Consider the following 16,480-nt stretch of genomic DNA (forward strand, 5'->3'; position numbering starts at 1 on the left):
GGGAAAGTAACATTTTCCCTCTGACAACCAGATGCCGCCCACTATGCACGTACCAACTCGCCCCAGTATTGTTTCATTCGCGTTGAAGACGCTCACTGGAGCTGTCGCCAGCGCGGTCTTGGTGGCTTCGGCCAACGCAGCCGGGCTCGGCAAGCTGACCGTCCTGTCGTCGCTGGGGCAGCCGCTGCGGGCGGAGATCGAATTGACGGCCGTGTCCGCCGATGAAGCGGGCGCGCTGGTCGCCAAGCTGGCGCCGGCCGAAGCCTTCCGCACCGCGAACATCGATTTCAATCCGACCTTGCTGTCGCTGCGCTTCGAAGTCGAGCAGCGCAATGGCCGCCAGGTGATACGCGTCACCTCCACCCAGCCGGTCAACGAGCCCTTCGTCGACATGCTGCTGGAACTGAACTGGACCGGCGGCCGCATGGTTCGCGAATACACCTTCCTGCTGGATCCGGCCGACATGCGCGCGACGCAAGCGCCGCAAGTAGCGCCGCCGGTGGACCTGAACCGCAACACCGCGCCCGCCGCTGCGACAACTGCGCCTGCCGCGTCCGCTCCGGCCGCCGCATCGGTTGCGCCGGTCGCGCAGAGCACGCCTGCACCGGCACGCCAGCCGGCCGCCAAGCCTGCCGTCAACGAATACACCGTCAAGTCCGGCGACAACCTGACCCGCATCGCCAACCAGGTCAAGCCGGTCGATGTGTCGCTGGACATGATGCTGGTGGCGCTGTACCGCGCCAATCCGGAAGCCTTCTCCGGCAACAATATGAACCGCCTGAAGTCGGGCCAGATCCTGGCCGTGCCGGATGCCGACACGATCCGCAACAGCGCGCCGGAAGGCGAGGCGCGCGGCGTGGTGGTGGCGCATGCGGCGGACTTCAACGCCTACCGTGCCAAGCTGGCGGGGCAGGTCGCCAACAGCACGCCGGCCAAGGAGCCGGACGCCACCCAGAACGTCTCGGGCAAGATCACCGCCAAGGTGGAAGAAAAGCCCAGCGCCGTCAACACCGCCAAGGACAAGCTGACGCTGTCGAAAGCCACCTCCAGCGCGCCGGTCGAAGGCAAGACCGGCCTGGCCGTGGAAGACAAGATCGCCCGCCAGAAGGAAATGGACGAGGCCGCCGCGCGCACCAAGGAACTGGAAAAGAACGTCCGCGACCTGGAAAACCTGATGTCGGTCAAGAACAAGGCCGGCGCGGAAAACGTCAAGCCGTCGGCTTCCGCTTCGGCGGCGGCTTCGATGCCGGCCTCGGCTTCGGTCTCGGCCGAAGCGTCGGTGCCGCCCAAGCCCAAGCGCACGCTGGTGATCCCGCCGAAAAAGCTGGAGCCTAGCCTGTTCGAAACGCTGATGGACAACCTGCAGTACGTGGGCCTGGCCGGCGCCGGTTTGCTGGCCGCCGCAGGCGCGTTCATCGCTTCGCGCCGCCGCAAGAAATTCGAAGTGCCGAAGGAGGAAACCAGCATCCTCGGCGATACCGCGATGCCGTCCCAGGTGCTGATCGCCGAAGCCGGCGGCCAGAGCGTCGATACCAACAACAGCGTCTTCAATTCCAACTTCGCGCCATCGGCCAGCCAGCTCGATACCAACGAGGTCGATCCGGTGGCGGAGGCCGACGTCTACATCGCCTACGGCCGCGACGCCCAGGCGGAGGAAATCCTGAAGGAAGCGCTGCGCAGCCATCCGGAGCGCCACGCCGTTCGCCTGAAGCTGCTGGAAATCTACGTCACCCGCAAAGACCCGCGTTCGTTTGAAACCCAGGCTTCCGAGCTGTATTCGCTGACGCGCGGCCAGGGCGACGAGTGGGCGCAGGCCGCCGCCATGGGCCAGACGCTGGACCCGAGCAATCCGCTGTACTCCGAAGGCGCCGCCGCATCCGCCGACGGCGACGGCTCCACCATGTTCGCCGCCGCGCCGGCCGCTGTTGCCGCTGCGGGCGTAGCCGCCGGCGCCGCCGCCTTCAGCGCATCCGACTTCACCAGCGACTTCGACGCTCCGGCGCCTGCTCCCGCGCCTGCCGCTGGCGGCCTCGACCTGGACCTGGGCTTCGACGCCCCGCCTGCCGCCGCCGACAACTCCATGGACTTCGGCAGCGACATGGACACCGCCTTGCCGCAAGCCGCTGACGCCTCCGTGTCGCCGGCCTCGGTAGCTGCGGAATCCGACAACCTGATGGACTTCGATCTGGGCGGCTTGAGCTTCGAGCCGGCCGCCGCCGCGCCTGCGCCAGCCGAGGCTCCGGCCCCGGCCGCACAGCCGGAAGACGCCTTCAACCTGGCCTTCGACGCGCCAGCACCGGCGGCGCCAGCACCCGCGCCAGAGGAAGACCTGAGCATGGACTTCGGCCTGGACCTGCCGGCTGAAGCCGCCCCGGCTCCAGCCGCGTCCAGCCTGCCGTCCGCCAGCAGCGATCCGCTGGACCTGGACTTGATGAACTTTGAGATTCCCGAAGTGCCGGCCATGCCCGCACCGGCGCCTGTCGGCGAAGTGGATATCGACGATTTCGCGCTGCCAGAGGCGGAAGAGGTGGCTCCGGCGCCCGCACCTGCGGCGCAGGAGTTCGACCTGTCCGGCATCGACCTCGACCTGGACACCGCACTGGGCGGCGCCGGCACGGCCGCCGCAGCCGATGCAGCCCCAGGCCATGTGCGCGACGACAACCTGTCGGCCCACCACATGGAAATGGACACCAAGCTGGACCTGGCGGTCGCCTACCAGGAGATCGGCGATAAGGAAGGCGCGCGCGAACTGCTGGACGAAGTGCTGCGCGGCGGCAGCGACGAACAGATCGCCAAGGCCAACGCCATGCGCGCCCAATTGGGGTAATGCGGCTCCGTATATAATGGCTGACTCAGACATTACATCGGGCAGCAATTGAAACGGATAGCAATCGGCGTCCAGTACGACGGGACCGCGTGGAACGGCTACCAGAAACAGGCGGACGGCCACACGGTCCAGGACAAGCTGGAACAGGCGCTGGAGAAATTCGCCAGGGTGCCATTGGCCACCACCTGTGCCGGCCGCACCGATACCGGCGTGCACGCGCTGGAGCAGGTGGTGCACTTTGACACCGAGCTGGTCCGCGACACCCATTCCTGGGTGCGCGGCGTCAACGCCTTCCTGCCGCCGTCGATCGCCGTGCGCTGGGCCAAGCAGCTCGACGGCGACCCGACCGTCAACGACTTCTTCCACGCCCGCTTCAGCGCCCGCGCCCGCACCTATCACTACGTGCTGTACAACAATCCGATCCGTTCGCCGCTGCTGGAAGGGCGGGCCGGTTTCTGCTTCCGCCCGCTGGACGTGGAACTGATGCAGCAGGCCATCCCGCCGCTGCTGGGCTGGCACGACTTTACTGCTTTTCGCGCCGCGCAGTGCCAAGCCAAGTCGCCGGTCAAGCTGATGCACGACATCCAGATCAAGCGCCACGGCGAGTTGGTGGTGTTCACCATCACCGCCAACGCCTTCCTGCACCACATGGTGCGCAACCTGGTCGGCTCGCTGGTCTACATCGGCACCGGGCGCGAGAAGCCGGAATGGCTGGGCCAGCTGCTGGAAACCAAGGACCGCCACGCCGCCGCGCCGACCTTCATGCCGGACGGCCTCTACCTGGCGAAAATCGACTACGACCCCAAATGGGAATTGCCGCTGGAAACCACCAGCGCGCTGCCCTGGTTTTAAGGAACGTTATGCGCACCCGTATCAAAATCTGCGGGCTGACCCGCGTGGAAGATGTGCAAGCCGTGGTGGATGCCGGCGCCGATGCGATCGGCTTCGTGTTCTACCCGAAGAGCCCGCGCTACGTCACGCCCGGGCAGGCCGCCGAACTGATACGCGCCGTGCCGCCCTTCATCACCTGCACCGGCCTGTTCGTCAACGCCATGCCGGAAGAGGTCGCTGCCACCTGCAAGGTGGTGCCGATCTCGCTGATCCAGCTGCATGGCGACGAGACGGTGGAGCAGTCGGCCGCCATCGCTGCGGCGGCCGGGCGACAGTTCATGCGGGTGTTCCGCGTCAAACCTGACACACAACCGTCCGATTTGCTAGAATACGAGCAGCTATGCCGCGCCGCCAGTCCCTTGTTCACCAGCCTGTTGCTGGATACCTATGTGGATGCCTATGGTGGCGCAGGAAAGGGTTTTGATTGGTCTCTCATTCCAAAAGATCTCGCGCCTCGGGTCGTTTTAAGTGGTGGCTTGAGCGTACACAACGCGACTGACGCGGTGGTACGTGTACGCCCCTACGCCGTCGACATCAGCAGTGGTGTCGAAGCGTCCAAGGGGATCAAGGATGCCCGCAAGATCGCCGATTTTATCGCGGCGGTGCGGGCCGGAGATGCCATGAAAGAAAGCGAAGCCCATCATGATGAACACCCCACCAAAGCCGCTGTTCCACGCTAAAGACTATCACCTGCCCGATACCAAGGGCCATTTCGGCCCCTACGGCGGCTCCTTCGTCGCCGAAACCCTGACCTACGCGCTTGCCGAGCTCAACGAAGCCTACGCGCGCTACAGCAAGGATCCCGAGTTCCTCGACGAGTTCCGCTACGAGCTCAAGCACTTTGTCGGCCGGCCGTCGCCGATCTATCACGCCAGGCGCTGGTCCGAACTGGCTGGCGGCGCGCAGATCTACTTCAAGCGCGAAGACTTGAACCACACCGGCGCCCACAAGATCAACAACGTCATCGGCCAGGCCCTGCTGGCCAAGCGCATGGGCAAGCCGCGCATCATCGCCGAGACAGGCGCGGGCCAGCATGGCGTCGCCACGGCCACCATCTGCGCCCGCTTCGGGCTGGAGTGCGTGGTCTACATGGGCAGCGAGGACGTCAAGCGCCAGGCGCAGAACGTCTACCGCATGAAGCTGCTGGGCGCGACCGTGGTGCCGGTGGAGTCCGGCTCCAAGACCCTGAAGGACGCGCTCAACGAAGCGATGCGCGACTGGGTCACGAATATTGAAAACACCTTCTACATCATCGGCACCGTGGCCGGCCCGCATCCTTACCCGATGCTGGTGCGCGACTTCCAGTCGGTGATCGGCGAGGAGTGCCTGGTGCAGATGCCGGAAATGACCGGCCGCCAGCCCGATTGCGTGGTCGCCTGCATCGGCGGCGGCTCCAACGCCATGGGCATCTTCTATCCGTACATCGACCAGAAACAGGTGCGCCTGATCGGCGTCGAGGCGGCGGGGGAGGGGCTGGACGGCGACAAGCACGCCGCCTCGCTGACCAAGGGCTATCCGGGCGTGTTGCACGGCAACCGCACCTATCTGCTGCAGGATGAGAACGGGCAGATCATCGAGACCCATTCGGTATCGGCCGGCCTGGATTATCCGGGCGTTGGGCCGGAGCACGCTTACCTGAAGGACAGCGGCCGCGCCGAGTACGTATCGATCACGGACGAGGAGGCGCTGAAGGCCTTCCACGACTGCTGCCATATCGAAGGCATCATCCCGGCATTGGAATCGTCGCACGCGCTGGCGTACGCGGCCAAGCTGGCGGCGACCATGCCGAAAGATAAAATCATTTTGGCCAACCTGTCGGGCCGGGGCGACAAGGACATGCATACGGTTGCAGAACGTATGGGTTTGAACTTCAACTAAGGAAAACGACATGTCCAAAATCGCAGCAACTTTCAGCGCCCTGAAGGCGCACAAAAAAACCGCGCTCGTCACTTTCATCACCGCCGGCGATCCGTCGCCCGAGCTGACCGTGCCGCTGATGCATGCCATGGTGGCCGGCGGCGCCGACATCCTGGAACTCGGCGTGCCGTTCTCCGATCCGATGGCCGAAGGCCCGGTGATCCAGCGCGCGTGCGAGCGGGCGCTGGCCAACGGCGTTGGTATCCACGACGTGTTCGGCTACGTGGCGGAATTCCGCAAGACCAATCAGACCACGCCGGTGGTGCTGATGGGCTATGCCAATCCGATCGAGCGCATCGGCGCGGCGACGTTCATCGCCAAGTCGAAGGCGGTGGGGGCGGATGGCGCCATCGTGGTCGATTACCCGCCGGAAGAGTGCGAAGAGTTCGCGGCCGCGATGCGCGCCGCCGAGCTGGACCTGATCTTCCTGCTGGCGCCGACCTCGACCGAAGCGCGCATCGCGCAAGTGGCCAAGGTTGGCGGCGGTTTCAGCTACTACGTCTCGCTGAAGGGCGTGACGGGCGCCGGCAATATCGACACGGTGGAAGTGGCTGAGCGGCTGACGGCGATACGCCGCCACGTGCAGTTGCCGATCGGCGTAGGCTTCGGCATCCGCGACGGCGCCACCGCGCGCGCCGTGGCCGAGGTGGCCGACGCGGTCGTCATCGGCAGCCGCATCATCCAGGAAATCGAAAGCGCCGGCAAAGACAAGGCTGTGGCCGCAGTACAAACCTTCGTCACCGGCATCCGCACCGCCCTCGACGCCTGACCTCCCGCAAATCCCGACCGCTCACCTTGATACATAGTTAAGAACTGACTATGTTGAAGGGGAGCGGTCGTGCGCTTCGAATGGGATGCCCGCAAGGCTAAAACCAACCTCCGCAAGCATGGAGTGAGTTTCGACGAGGCGGTATCGGCATTTCATGATGGCCGGTCTAGGTCGTTGGCCGATGTCGAACACTCTGGTGATGAGGAGCGGTTTATTCAAATCGGCGCCAGCGACCGGGGCAGGCTACTCACGGTGTGTTATTGCTATCGCGATAATGATGTCATTAGAATATTTTCTGCGCGCAAGGCCAATTCATTGGAAGCGCAACTTTATTTTTGGGAGTGAGCCATGTGCGAGGACGATATCGACATTTCCCGGTGTGTCCCGGTTTCAAATCCGTTTAGAGAATTGTTGACACATGAGCTGGCTCTGCGCTTGCCCAACGATACGATCAGCTATTTCCAGAAAATCGGCGATGAATTTGGCTGGCCAGCAGATCGAATAATTGAGTTGTATTTAAGGAATCTGGCTAGTACCGGACACCGAATTTCCTTGGATTTGCCTATATTGGACGCGGAGCGTGCGCGGGAAGCTGTAGGGGATTCCTTCTAAAACCCCATCAATTTCATGACGAACCTTAAAAATTGTTGTACAGCAAAGTTCGACAGGGGGGCAAGAAACGGCTACACTTCGGCCACAAGTTAGCTGCAAGGAGAATTTATGAGTTGGTTGGAAAAACTGCTGCCCCCACGTATCCAGCGTTCCGACGCTGCCGCACGCAAGACCATGCCCGAGGGCCTGTGGGTCAAATGCCCATCCTGCGAAGCCGTCCTGTACCGCACCGATCTGGAATCGAACCTGCACGTTTGCCCGAAATGCGACCATCACATGCGTATCCGCGCTCGTGAACGCCTCGACAGCCTGCTCGACGCCGGCGGCCGCTATGAAGTCGGCATGGACACCCTGCCAGTCGATACGCTGAAGTTCAAAGACAGCAAGAAATACCCAGACCGCCTCAAACAAGCCATGGAAGCCACCGGCGAGACCGATGCGCTGATCGTCATGGGCGGCGCCATCATGAGCCTGCCTTGCGTGGTGGCTTGCTTCGAATTCGAATTCATGGGCGGCTCCATGGGCTCCGTGGTCGGCGAGCGCTTCGTGCGCGGCGCGCAAGTGGCCTTGGAACAGAAAGTACCGTTCATCTGCATCACCGCCACCGGTGGCGCCCGTATGCAAGAGGGCCTGCTGTCGCTGATGCAAATGGCGAAAACCACCGCCATGCTGACCAAGCTGTCCGACAAGAAGCTGCCGTTCATCAGCGTGCTGACCGACCCGACCATGGGCGGCGTGTCCGCATCGTTCGCCTTCATGGGTGACGTCGTGATCGCCGAGCCGAAAGCGCTGATCGGCTTCGCCGGCCCGCGCGTGATCGAAAACACCGTGCGCGAAAAACTGCCGGAAGGCTTCCAGCGTGCCGAGTTCCTCGTCACCAAGGGCGCCGTCGACATGATCGTCGACCGCCGCAAGATGCGCGAAGAAATCGCCCGTCTGATGGCCCTGCTGCAAAATCAAGCGGTGGAAGTGCTGGCCTAAAAGCAGCGACTTCCTCACGCAACGGCGCGCAATCGGCTATCATGCCGGCCTGCGCGCCGTTTTTCATTTCTGAGCCATCATCATGTCGAACCTCCCAACTACTTTGCCTGCCTGGCTTGCGCTGCTTGAATCGCGCCATGCCGAAACCGTCATCAACATGGGCCTGGACCGCGTACTCGCCGTCAAGGAGCGTCTGCAGCTGAGCTTCAGCTGCCCCGTCATCATGGTGGCCGGCACCAACGGCAAGGGTTCGACCTGCGCCATGCTGGAATCGGTGCTGATGCGCGCCGGCTACAAGGTCGGCCTGTACATCAAGCCGCACTTCCTGGACTTTAACGAGCGCGCCCGCATCAACGGCGAGCTGGCCAGCGACGAAGTGCTGGTGGCCGCCTTCAACGCGGTCGAGGCCGTGCGCGGCGATACCCCGCTGACCTATTTCGAATTCACCACGCTGGCCATCATGCATCTGATCGCGGGCGCCGGCATGGATGTCGCGATTTTGGAAGTGGGCCTGGGCGGCCGCCTGGATGCGGTCAACATCGTCGATGCCGATGTCGCCATCGTCACCAGCGTCGACATCGACCACACCGACTACCTGGGCGACACCCGCGAAGCGATCGGCTTCGAGAAGGCCGGCATCTTCCGCGCCGGTAAAACCGCGATCTGCTCGGACCCGGTGCCGCCGCAGTCGCTGATCGACCACGCCAACGCCATCGGTGCCGACCTGTGGCTGATGGGCCGCGATTTCAACTATTCCGGCGACAAGCAGCAGTGGAACTACGGCGGCCGCTCGCAGCGCCGCAATTCGCTGGCCTACCCGAGCCTGCGCGGCGCCAACCAGATCCTCAACGCCTCGGCCGTGCTGGCCGCGCTGGAAGCGCTGAAGCTGGAATTGCCGGTGGGCGCGCAGGAAGTGCGCACCGGCCTGGTGACGGTGGAACTGCCGGGCCGCTTCCAGGTGCTGCCTGGCCGCCCGACCGTGATCCTGGACGTGGCGCACAATCCGCACGCGGCCTCGGCGCTGAACCAGAACCTCGGCAACATGGGCTTCCACCCCTACACCTACGCGGTGTTCGGCTCCATGCACGACAAGGATATCGACGGCGTGATCGCCGCCATGTCCGAGCATGTGGACCACTGGTGCCTGGCCACGCTGCCGTCGCCGCGCTCTGCCAGCGCCTCGGAACTGGCGGCCAAGGTGCAGATCGTGCAGGAAGAAAAGGCCGAGCGCACCATCAATATCTTCGACGATCCAGCCGCCGCGTATGCAAATGCGATCAGCCGAGCCGGGGAGAATGATAGAATTGTGGTCTTTGGATCTTTCCTCACGGTCGCCGGCGTCATGGCGGCGCGAAAATCCGCATTCCATTGAACGCACAGGACTGAAATCACGCATGGGCTTGTTCTCGAAACTCGGTAAAAACAAGCAAGAGACCGCTGGTCAAGACAGCGGCTATTACACCAGCGCAGATGACCAGGACGCGACGGAGCGCGCACGCTCCAAGCGCGCCTCGTCGGCGGATGGTTCCGCCAAATCCCGCCGCGGCAAAGACCGCGAAGCGGACGACCCGGTGTTGCCGGAAAAGAAACGCGCACGCCGCCGCCTGGTCGGTGCGATCGCGCTGGCGCTGGGCGTGGCCATCGGCCTGCCGATGGTGCTCGATTCCGAACCCAAGCCGCTGTCGTCCGATATCGAAATCAAAATCCCTGCCAAGGACAAGCCGGCCGAAGCCGCGCCTGCCGCCGCACCGGTAGCCCAGAGCGCCGCGCTGGACAGCAGAGAAGAAATCGTCGAAGACGTCAAACCGTCCAAACCTGCCGCAGCCGCGCCGGTAGCCGCGCTGGCCGCCGCTGTGCCGGCCACGCCGCCTGCCATCGCCCCCATCAAGGTCGACACCACCAAGGCCGACGCCCTCAAGCGCGAAGCCGAGCAAAAGGCCGAAGCCAAGCTGAAAGCCGAAGCCAAGGCGGAAGCCATCGCCAAGAACAAGGCCGACAACGAAGCCAAAGCCCGCCAGGACGCCGACTACAAGGCGGAAATCGAACGCAAGCAAGCCGAGGTGAAAGCCGAAGCCAAGGCCAAGGCCGACGCCAAGGAAACCGAACGCAAGCTGGCCGAAGCCAAGGCCGCCAAACAGGCCGAAAGCGCCAAGCCGGCCGCCGGCAACTCGGAAGATGCGCGCGCGCTGGCCATCCTGGAAGGCAAGGCCGCCGCCAAGCCTGCTGCTGCCGCCGAGACCGGCCAGAAATTCGTCTTGCAAGTGGCCGCGCTGAGCGACCAGGGCAAGGTGGACGAGCTGCGCGACAAGTTGAAGAAAGCCGGCATCAGCTCCTTCACGCAAAAGACGCCGTCCGGCGACATCACCCGCGTGCGCGTGGGGCCGTTCACCAACAAGGATGAAGCCGAAAAAGTACGGGCCAAGCTGACCGCGATGGGCCTGAGCGGCCGTCTCGAAACCGTTTGATCCAGCAGGCTGCCCGACGTGACGATCTTTGATTACCTGGTGATTTTTGTATTGGTCGCGTCGGTCATCATCAGCATGATGCGCGGCCTGGTGAAGGAAGTGTTGTCGTTGGCAAGCTGGGTGGTGGCCTTCGTGGTCGCCAACGCCTACGCCGCCGCGCTGGCGCAGATGCTGCCGCCGGTGGTGCCGGGCGAGGTGCTGCGCCTGATCCTGGCTTTTATCGCGCTGTTCATCGGCGTACGGATTTTGATGGGCCTGCTGGCCATGGCGCTGGGCGCCTTGCTCGATGCCGGCGGCCTCAGCCTGGTGGATCGCGCGCTGGGCATGGTGTTCGGCTTCGGCCGCGGCCTTGTCATTGTGCTGGCCGGTGTCATCCTGTGTGGGATGACGTCGATACCGCAACAAGCATTCTGGAAGGATGCGCTATTGAGTCCGCTCGCGGAGACCGGAGCGCATACGGTGAAAGCCTTTCTTCCCGCTGCCATGGCGCAGCATGTGAATTTTTGAATTCTTTAAATCTGTAGCACCAAGTCCAGGAGCAACATCATGTGTGGCATCGTCGGCGTCGTATCCCATCAACCTGTCAATCAACTGCTGTATGACGCATTGCTGCTGCTGCAGCACCGCGGCCAGGATGCGGCAGGTATCGCGACCAATCACAGCAGCATGTTCGCCATGCACAAGGCCAACGGCCTCGTTCGTGACGTTTTCCGTACCCGTAACATGCGTACGCTGCAAGGCAATTCCGGCATCGGTCACTGCCGCTATCCAACCGCCGGCTCGTCGAGCGAGGAAGAAGCGCAACCGTTCTACGTCAACGCCCCGTTCGGCATCACGCTGGCGCACAACGGCAACCTGACCAACTGGGAACAGCTCAAAAAAGAAATGTTCCAGAACGACCGCCGCCACATCAACACCGATTCCGATTCGGAAGTGTTGCTGAACGTGCTGGCCCACGAAATCCAGAAAGCCACCACCGGCATCTCGATCGACGCCGACACCATCTTCGAAGCCGTGACCGTGCTGCATCGCCGCGTGCGTGGCGGCTACGCTGCCGTGGCGCAGATCGCCGGCGTCGGCCTGCTGGCCTTCCGCGATCCGTTCGGCATTCGTCCGCTGTGCCTGGGCATCAATGAAACCGAGCAGGGCGCCGAGTACCTGATCGCTTCCGAGTCCGTGGCGCTGGAAGGCATGGGCTTCCGCTTCGTGCGCGACATCGCGCCGGGCGAGGCCGTCTTCATCGACGCCGACAAGCAGCTGCATTCGCGCCAGTGCGCCGACAACCCGTCGCTGAACCCTTGCGTGTTCGAGTTCGTCTACCTGGCTCGTCCTGATTCGGTGATCGACGGCGCGTCCGTCTACGCCACCCGCCTGAAAATGGGCGAGTACCTGGCCGAGAAGATCAAGCGCGAATTCAAGGATGGCGAGATCGATGTCGTCATGCCGATTCCGGATTCGTCGCGTCCTGCCGCGATCCAGCTGGCGCTGGCGCTGAACGTGGAATACCGCGAAGGCTTCATCAAGAACCGCTACATCGGCCGTACCTTCATCATGCCGGGCCAGGCTGCGCGCAAGAAGTCCGTGCGCCAGAAACTGAACGCCATCGCTTCCGAGTTCAAGGACAAGGTCGTGCTGCTGGTGGATGACTCCATCGTGCGCGGCACCACCAGCCGCGAGATCGTGCAGATGGCGCGCGAAGCCGGCGCCAAGAAGGTGATCTTCGCTTCGGCGGCGCCACCGGTGATCTTCCCTAACGTGTACGGCATCGACATGCCTACCCGTGACGAGCTGATCGCCTACGGCCGCAGCACCGAGGAAGTCTGCCGCGAGATCACCGCCGATCACCTGGTCTACCAGGATATCGACGCGTTGAAGCGCGCCATCTCGGACGTCAACCCGGCGTTGAAGAACTTCGAGGCTTCGTGTTTCGACGGCGTCTACGTCACCGGCGACATCTCCAAGGACTACCTGGACAAGCTGGAATACGCGCGTCATCATCCGAAGGCCGCCGGCCCCGAAGATGCGGGCCGCTCGCAACTGAATCTGAATCTCGCGACCGCCGAAGGCTGATGTCGCGCCCGGTGCGGTTCACTCCGCACCGGGCTTTTTTTTTGACTGCTTGAACATGAACGACAAGAAAAACTACGGCTTCACCACCACCATCCTGCACAACGATCGCCAGAAGGGCATCGAGCACGGTTCGCTGCACAAGCCCATCCACACCTCGGTCGCCTTCGGTTACGCAGACGCGCGCCAGCTGGCCTCGGTATTCCAGGGCAAGGAGCCGGGCTTCCGCTATGGCCGCCAGGGCAACCCGACCATCTCCGCGCTGGAAGACAAGGTCAACAAGATGGAGCAGGGTGTGGGCACGATCTGTTTCGCCACCGGTATGGGCGCGATCGGCGCAGTGTTCCAGTCGCTGCTGCGCGCGGGCGATCATGTGGTGTCGTCGTCGTTCTTGTTCGGTAACACCAACAGCCTGTGGCAGACCACCATGGCACAGGGCGTGGGCGTATCGTTTGTCGACGCCACTGACGTCGCCAATGTCGCCGCCGCCATCACCGACCAGACCCGCGTGGTGTTTGTCGAAACCATCGCCAACCCGCGCACGCAAGTGGCGGACCTGAAGCGCATCGGTGAGCTGTGCCAGCAGCGCGGCATCCTCTACATCGTCGACAACACGATGACCACGCCTTACCTGTTCCGTCCGAAATCGGTTGGGGCAGGGCTGGTGGTCAACGCGCTGACCAAGTCCATCGGCGGCCACGGCAATGCGCTGGGCGGCAGCCTGACCGATACCGGCGCCTACGACTGGACCCGCTTCCCCAACATCTACGAGAACTACAAGAAAGCCGCGCCGCTGCAATGGGGGCTGGCGCAGATCCGCGCCAAGGGCTTGCGCGACTTCGGTTCCTCTTTGGCGCCGGAAGCGGCCCACCACATCGCCGTCGGCGCCGAGACGCTGGCGTTGCGCATGGAACGCACCAGCGCCAATGCGCTGGCGCTGGCCAAGCTGCTGGAATCGGACGAGCGCGTGGCGGCCGTCTACTATCCCGGCCTGGCCTCGCACCCGCAGCACGCGATCTCCAGCGAGCTGTTCCGCAGCTTCGGCTCGCTGCTGAGCTTTGAGCTGAAGGACGGCATCGACTGCTTCGATTTCCTGAATCGCCTGAAGCTGGCGATCCCGGCCTCCAACCTGGGCGATACGCGCACGCTGATCATCCCGGTGGCGCACACCATCTTCTTCGAGATGGGCGCCGAACGCCGCGCTTCGATGGGCATCGCCGAATCGCTGATACGGGTGTCGGTCGGCATTGAGGATACCGACGATCTGTTGGACGATTTCACCTGCGCCCTGGAAGCTTGCTGATCACCGCGGCCAGTTGTGATAATCTAAGCTTTCAATTTTACTAAGCACGGAGGAGGCGTCATGAGAGCAGCATGGGTTCTGGCTTTGACCGTGCTGTCGAGTAACGCCTTTGCCGAAGAGCCGTCCCGCCGCCTGGCCCGGCAAGCGGAGATCGAGTACTACACCAGCCACTACGACGGCGCCGATATTTCCCTGGCCCGATTCGACTGCCAGCAACCCTACATTCCGATGCGTCCGGCCACGGCCAGCCGCGCAGCGGTGTCGCAGGCGCTGGCCGCGTGGCGCGCCTGCTACGACAGGTTCCTTGCCAACTACAACGCAGCTCTGCCGGTCGGCAAGAGCATCCCCGCCGACCTGGCCGATTTGATGACCGACGATGAGATGAGCGCCGCGCAAACGCTGATGAGCCAGGTGTTCGTGCAAGTGGCGGACGACGCCAAGCGCCAGGCGGACGCGGTCACAGTGGCGGAGGCCGCGTGGGAAGGCCGGCGCGGCGACATCGCCTTGAGCGCGCGCGAGCTGCCGCACCTGCCGGTAACGGCCGGCAAGCGCTGAGCTGCCGCCGTTTGGCAGGAATTGACGCAATATTGTCTGTCCGTCGTGGCTAGAAGTTTGCTAGTCTGCGCGACATGACTATCCCTTTCCCCCTGAAGCGAATGCTGGCCCTGCTTGGCGGCGCGCTGCTGGCCGCCGCTGCGCAAGCGGCCCCGGTCAGCGACGCCGAGTTGCTCGCCATGATGAAAACCCGCGTCGATATCGACCACGCCGGCACCGGCATGGTGATCGGCATCATCGACGCCAAAGGCAGTCATGTGCTGGCCTACGGCAGCCTGAGCGAGGGCGGGGCGGCTGTCGATGCGGACTCGGTCTACGAGATCGGCTCCATCACCAAGGTGTTCACTGCCACCATCCTGAGCGACATGGCCCTGCGCGGCGAAGTGAGTCTGGCCGATCCGGTGGCGCGCTACTTGCCGGCCGCTGCTGCGCCGCCGGCTTTCGGCGGGCGGCAGATCACGCTGCTCGACCTGTCGTCGCAGGTCTCCGGCATCCCAAGCATTCCTTCCAACCTTGCGCCCAAGGATGACGACAATCCCTTCGCCGACTACACGGCGCCACAGCTGTACGAATTTGTGCACGGCTTTACGCCCTCGCGTGCGGCGGGCGAGCGCTACGAATATTCGAATGCCGGCGTCGGCCTGCTGGGCCATGCGCTGACGCTGCGCACCGGCGTCGATTACGAAACCCTGGTGCGCCAGCGCATCACCGGCACGCTGGGCATGAACAGCACGGCCGTCACGCTGACGCCGGCCATGCGCCAGCATCTGGCCATCGGCTACGGCATGCCGGGCGTGGTCGCGGCCAACTGGGACATGCCGGTGCTGGCAGGCATGGGCGCGCTGCGCTCGTCGACGGCGGACATGCTGAAGTTCGTAGGGGCGAATATGGGATTGCTGAAGACGCCGCTATACGGCGCGATGCAGGCCGCGCACCAGCCGCGTCACACGATCGAGGGCAGGGTAGGCGCGTCGGTGGCGCTGGGATGGCATGTGCTGGAGCAGCATGGCTCGCACATCGTCTGGCATAACGGCGGCACGGGCGGCTACCGTACGTATATCGGCTTCGACACCAGCACGCAGCGGGGCGTGGTGCTGATGTCGAATTCGCACATGGGTTCGGACGATATCGCCAGGCGGGCGCTGAACAGCGCCTTCCCGCTCATCGTGCCGAAGCCGATGTCGATGTAAGGCTTAGTGCCAGCTGCGCATCAGGCCGACAGCCAGGCCTTCCAGCGCGAACTCGTCCGCTTCAGGATCGACCTTGATGATCTTGAAGTCCGGGTTTTCCGGCAGCAGCTCCAAGGTGGAGCCGGTCTTGCGGTAGCGCTTGACCGTGACGTCGTTGCCGATGCGGGCCACGACGATCTGGCCGTTCTTGGCGCTGTCCACCTTTTTCACGGCCAGCAGGTCGCCGTCCATGATGCCGGCGTCGCGCATCGACTCGCCGCGCACCTTGAGCAGGTAGTCCGGCCGGGAAGAGAACATGGCCGGGTCGACGCTGTAGCTGGTTTCCAGGTTTTCCTGCGCCAGGATGGGCGAGCCGGCGGCCACGCGGCCGATCAGCGGCAGCGACATCATCAGCGACACCGGTACTTTCGGCGTGGCCGGTTCGGCGTGCACGCCCAGCAGGCGGATGCCGCGCGAGGTGCCGGCGGCGATCTCGATCGCGCCCTTGCGCGCCAGCGCCTGCAGATGCTCCTCGGCCGCGTTGGCGGATTTGAAGCCCAGTTCGTTGGCGATCTCGGCGCGGGTCGGCGGGAAGCCGGTGTTCTCGATGGCATCCTTGATCAGATTGAGAATTTGTTCCTGTCTTGCGGTGAGCTTGATCATAGAGTGCTTTGGGCCTGTGTATATAGACAGTCTGTATTTTTGTACAGTGTGAAGCGAAATGCAAGGGAATTTGTTGCTTTGCGCGAAATAAATTCATGATGGGGTCAAGTCTGACATTTGGACACGACCTCGACCGTAGCGCCGCGTTGCGGTCGAGCTCGTGTCCAAATGTCAGACTTGACCCCGGATTGTCTTTTGCCGGAAAAGCTGATATAGTCGCGGGCTTACCTCTTCCCACACCTGTCTTGACGCCAGGGTGGG

At 63.5% G+C, this 16,480-nt stretch carries 15 protein-coding genes; 14 read left to right on the plus strand and 1 reads right to left on the minus strand.

Going from position 1 to position 16,480, the window contains the following annotated elements:
* The first annotated feature begins 82 nt into the window (after positions 1-82).
* From GEV01_RS06010 to GEV01_RS06075, 14 genes are all read left to right on the plus strand, one after another.
* A complete protein-coding gene (locus GEV01_RS06010) occupies positions 83-2,827 on the plus strand; it encodes a FimV/HubP family polar landmark protein (protein WP_235914258.1) in 2,745 nt (914 codons plus the stop codon).
* Positions 2,828-2,875: 48 nt separating this feature from the next.
* A complete protein-coding gene (truA, locus tag GEV01_RS06015; RefSeq protein WP_152802614.1) occupies positions 2,876-3,679 on the plus strand; it encodes a tRNA pseudouridine(38-40) synthase TruA in 804 nt (267 codons plus the stop codon).
* Positions 3,680-3,687: 8 nt separating this feature from the next.
* The gene (locus tag GEV01_RS06020; RefSeq protein WP_152802616.1) at positions 3,688-4,398 is read left to right on the plus strand and encodes a phosphoribosylanthranilate isomerase; all 711 of its coding nucleotides are present in this window, start codon (positions 3,688-3,690) and stop codon (positions 4,396-4,398) included.
* Complete coding sequence (gene trpB, locus GEV01_RS06025) at positions 4,361-5,596, plus strand: tryptophan synthase subunit beta (RefSeq protein WP_152802619.1); 1,236 nt, start codon at positions 4,361-4,363, stop codon at positions 5,594-5,596. The genes GEV01_RS06020 and trpB overlap by 38 nt, the downstream gene beginning before the upstream one ends.
* Positions 5,597-5,606: 10 nt before the next feature.
* Positions 5,607-6,404: a tryptophan synthase subunit alpha gene (gene trpA, locus GEV01_RS06030; protein ID WP_152802621.1), complete on the plus strand. Its 798-nt coding sequence runs from the start codon at positions 5,607-5,609 to the stop codon at positions 6,402-6,404.
* Between the two features lie 69 nt (positions 6,405-6,473).
* On the plus strand, positions 6,474-6,749 hold the full coding sequence (locus GEV01_RS06035; RefSeq protein WP_328595447.1) for a BrnT family toxin: 276 nt from the start codon (positions 6,474-6,476) through the stop codon (positions 6,747-6,749).
* 375 nt (positions 6,750-7,124) lie between these two features.
* The gene (gene accD, locus GEV01_RS06040) at positions 7,125-7,997 is read left to right on the plus strand and encodes an acetyl-CoA carboxylase, carboxyltransferase subunit beta (RefSeq protein WP_070272686.1); all 873 of its coding nucleotides are present in this window, start codon (positions 7,125-7,127) and stop codon (positions 7,995-7,997) included.
* Positions 7,998-8,079: 82 nt separating this feature from the next.
* A complete protein-coding gene (folC, locus tag GEV01_RS06045; protein WP_070272685.1) occupies positions 8,080-9,369 on the plus strand; it encodes a bifunctional tetrahydrofolate synthase/dihydrofolate synthase in 1,290 nt (429 codons plus the stop codon).
* 22 nt (positions 9,370-9,391) lie between these two features.
* On the plus strand, positions 9,392-10,462 hold the full coding sequence (locus tag GEV01_RS06050; protein WP_152802623.1) for an SPOR domain-containing protein: 1,071 nt from the start codon (positions 9,392-9,394) through the stop codon (positions 10,460-10,462).
* A gap of 18 nt (positions 10,463-10,480) precedes the next feature.
* Positions 10,481-10,969 carry a CvpA family protein gene (locus tag GEV01_RS06055; RefSeq protein ID WP_008450958.1) on the plus strand — a complete coding sequence of 163 codons (489 nt, stop codon included), beginning with the start codon at positions 10,481-10,483 and terminating at the stop codon, positions 10,967-10,969.
* A gap of 39 nt (positions 10,970-11,008) precedes the next feature.
* Entirely contained in the window at positions 11,009-12,532 is a 1,524-nt protein-coding gene (gene purF, locus GEV01_RS06060; protein WP_070272682.1) for an amidophosphoribosyltransferase, read from the plus strand.
* Between the two features lie 55 nt (positions 12,533-12,587).
* The gene (locus GEV01_RS06065; RefSeq protein WP_152802627.1) at positions 12,588-13,832 is read left to right on the plus strand and encodes a cystathionine gamma-synthase family protein; all 1,245 of its coding nucleotides are present in this window, start codon (positions 12,588-12,590) and stop codon (positions 13,830-13,832) included.
* A gap of 60 nt (positions 13,833-13,892) precedes the next feature.
* The gene (locus GEV01_RS06070; RefSeq protein ID WP_152802629.1) at positions 13,893-14,387 is read left to right on the plus strand and encodes a hypothetical protein; all 495 of its coding nucleotides are present in this window, start codon (positions 13,893-13,895) and stop codon (positions 14,385-14,387) included.
* Positions 14,388-14,461: 74 nt separating this feature from the next.
* Entirely contained in the window at positions 14,462-15,577 is a 1,116-nt protein-coding gene (locus GEV01_RS06075; RefSeq protein ID WP_152802631.1) for a serine hydrolase domain-containing protein, read from the plus strand.
* Positions 15,578-15,580: 3 nt separating this feature from the next.
* Here the strand turns inward: GEV01_RS06075 and lexA are convergent, their stop codons facing one another.
* Positions 15,581-16,219 carry a transcriptional repressor LexA gene (gene lexA / locus GEV01_RS06080; RefSeq protein ID WP_152802633.1) on the minus strand — a complete coding sequence of 213 codons (639 nt, stop codon included), beginning with the start codon at positions 16,217-16,219 and terminating at the stop codon, positions 15,581-15,583.
* Positions 16,220-16,480: the final 261 nt, after the last annotated feature.

This window comes from Rugamonas rivuli (assembly GCF_009380165.1).
GTDB lineage: Bacteria > Pseudomonadota > Gammaproteobacteria > Burkholderiales > Burkholderiaceae_D > Rugamonas > Rugamonas rivuli.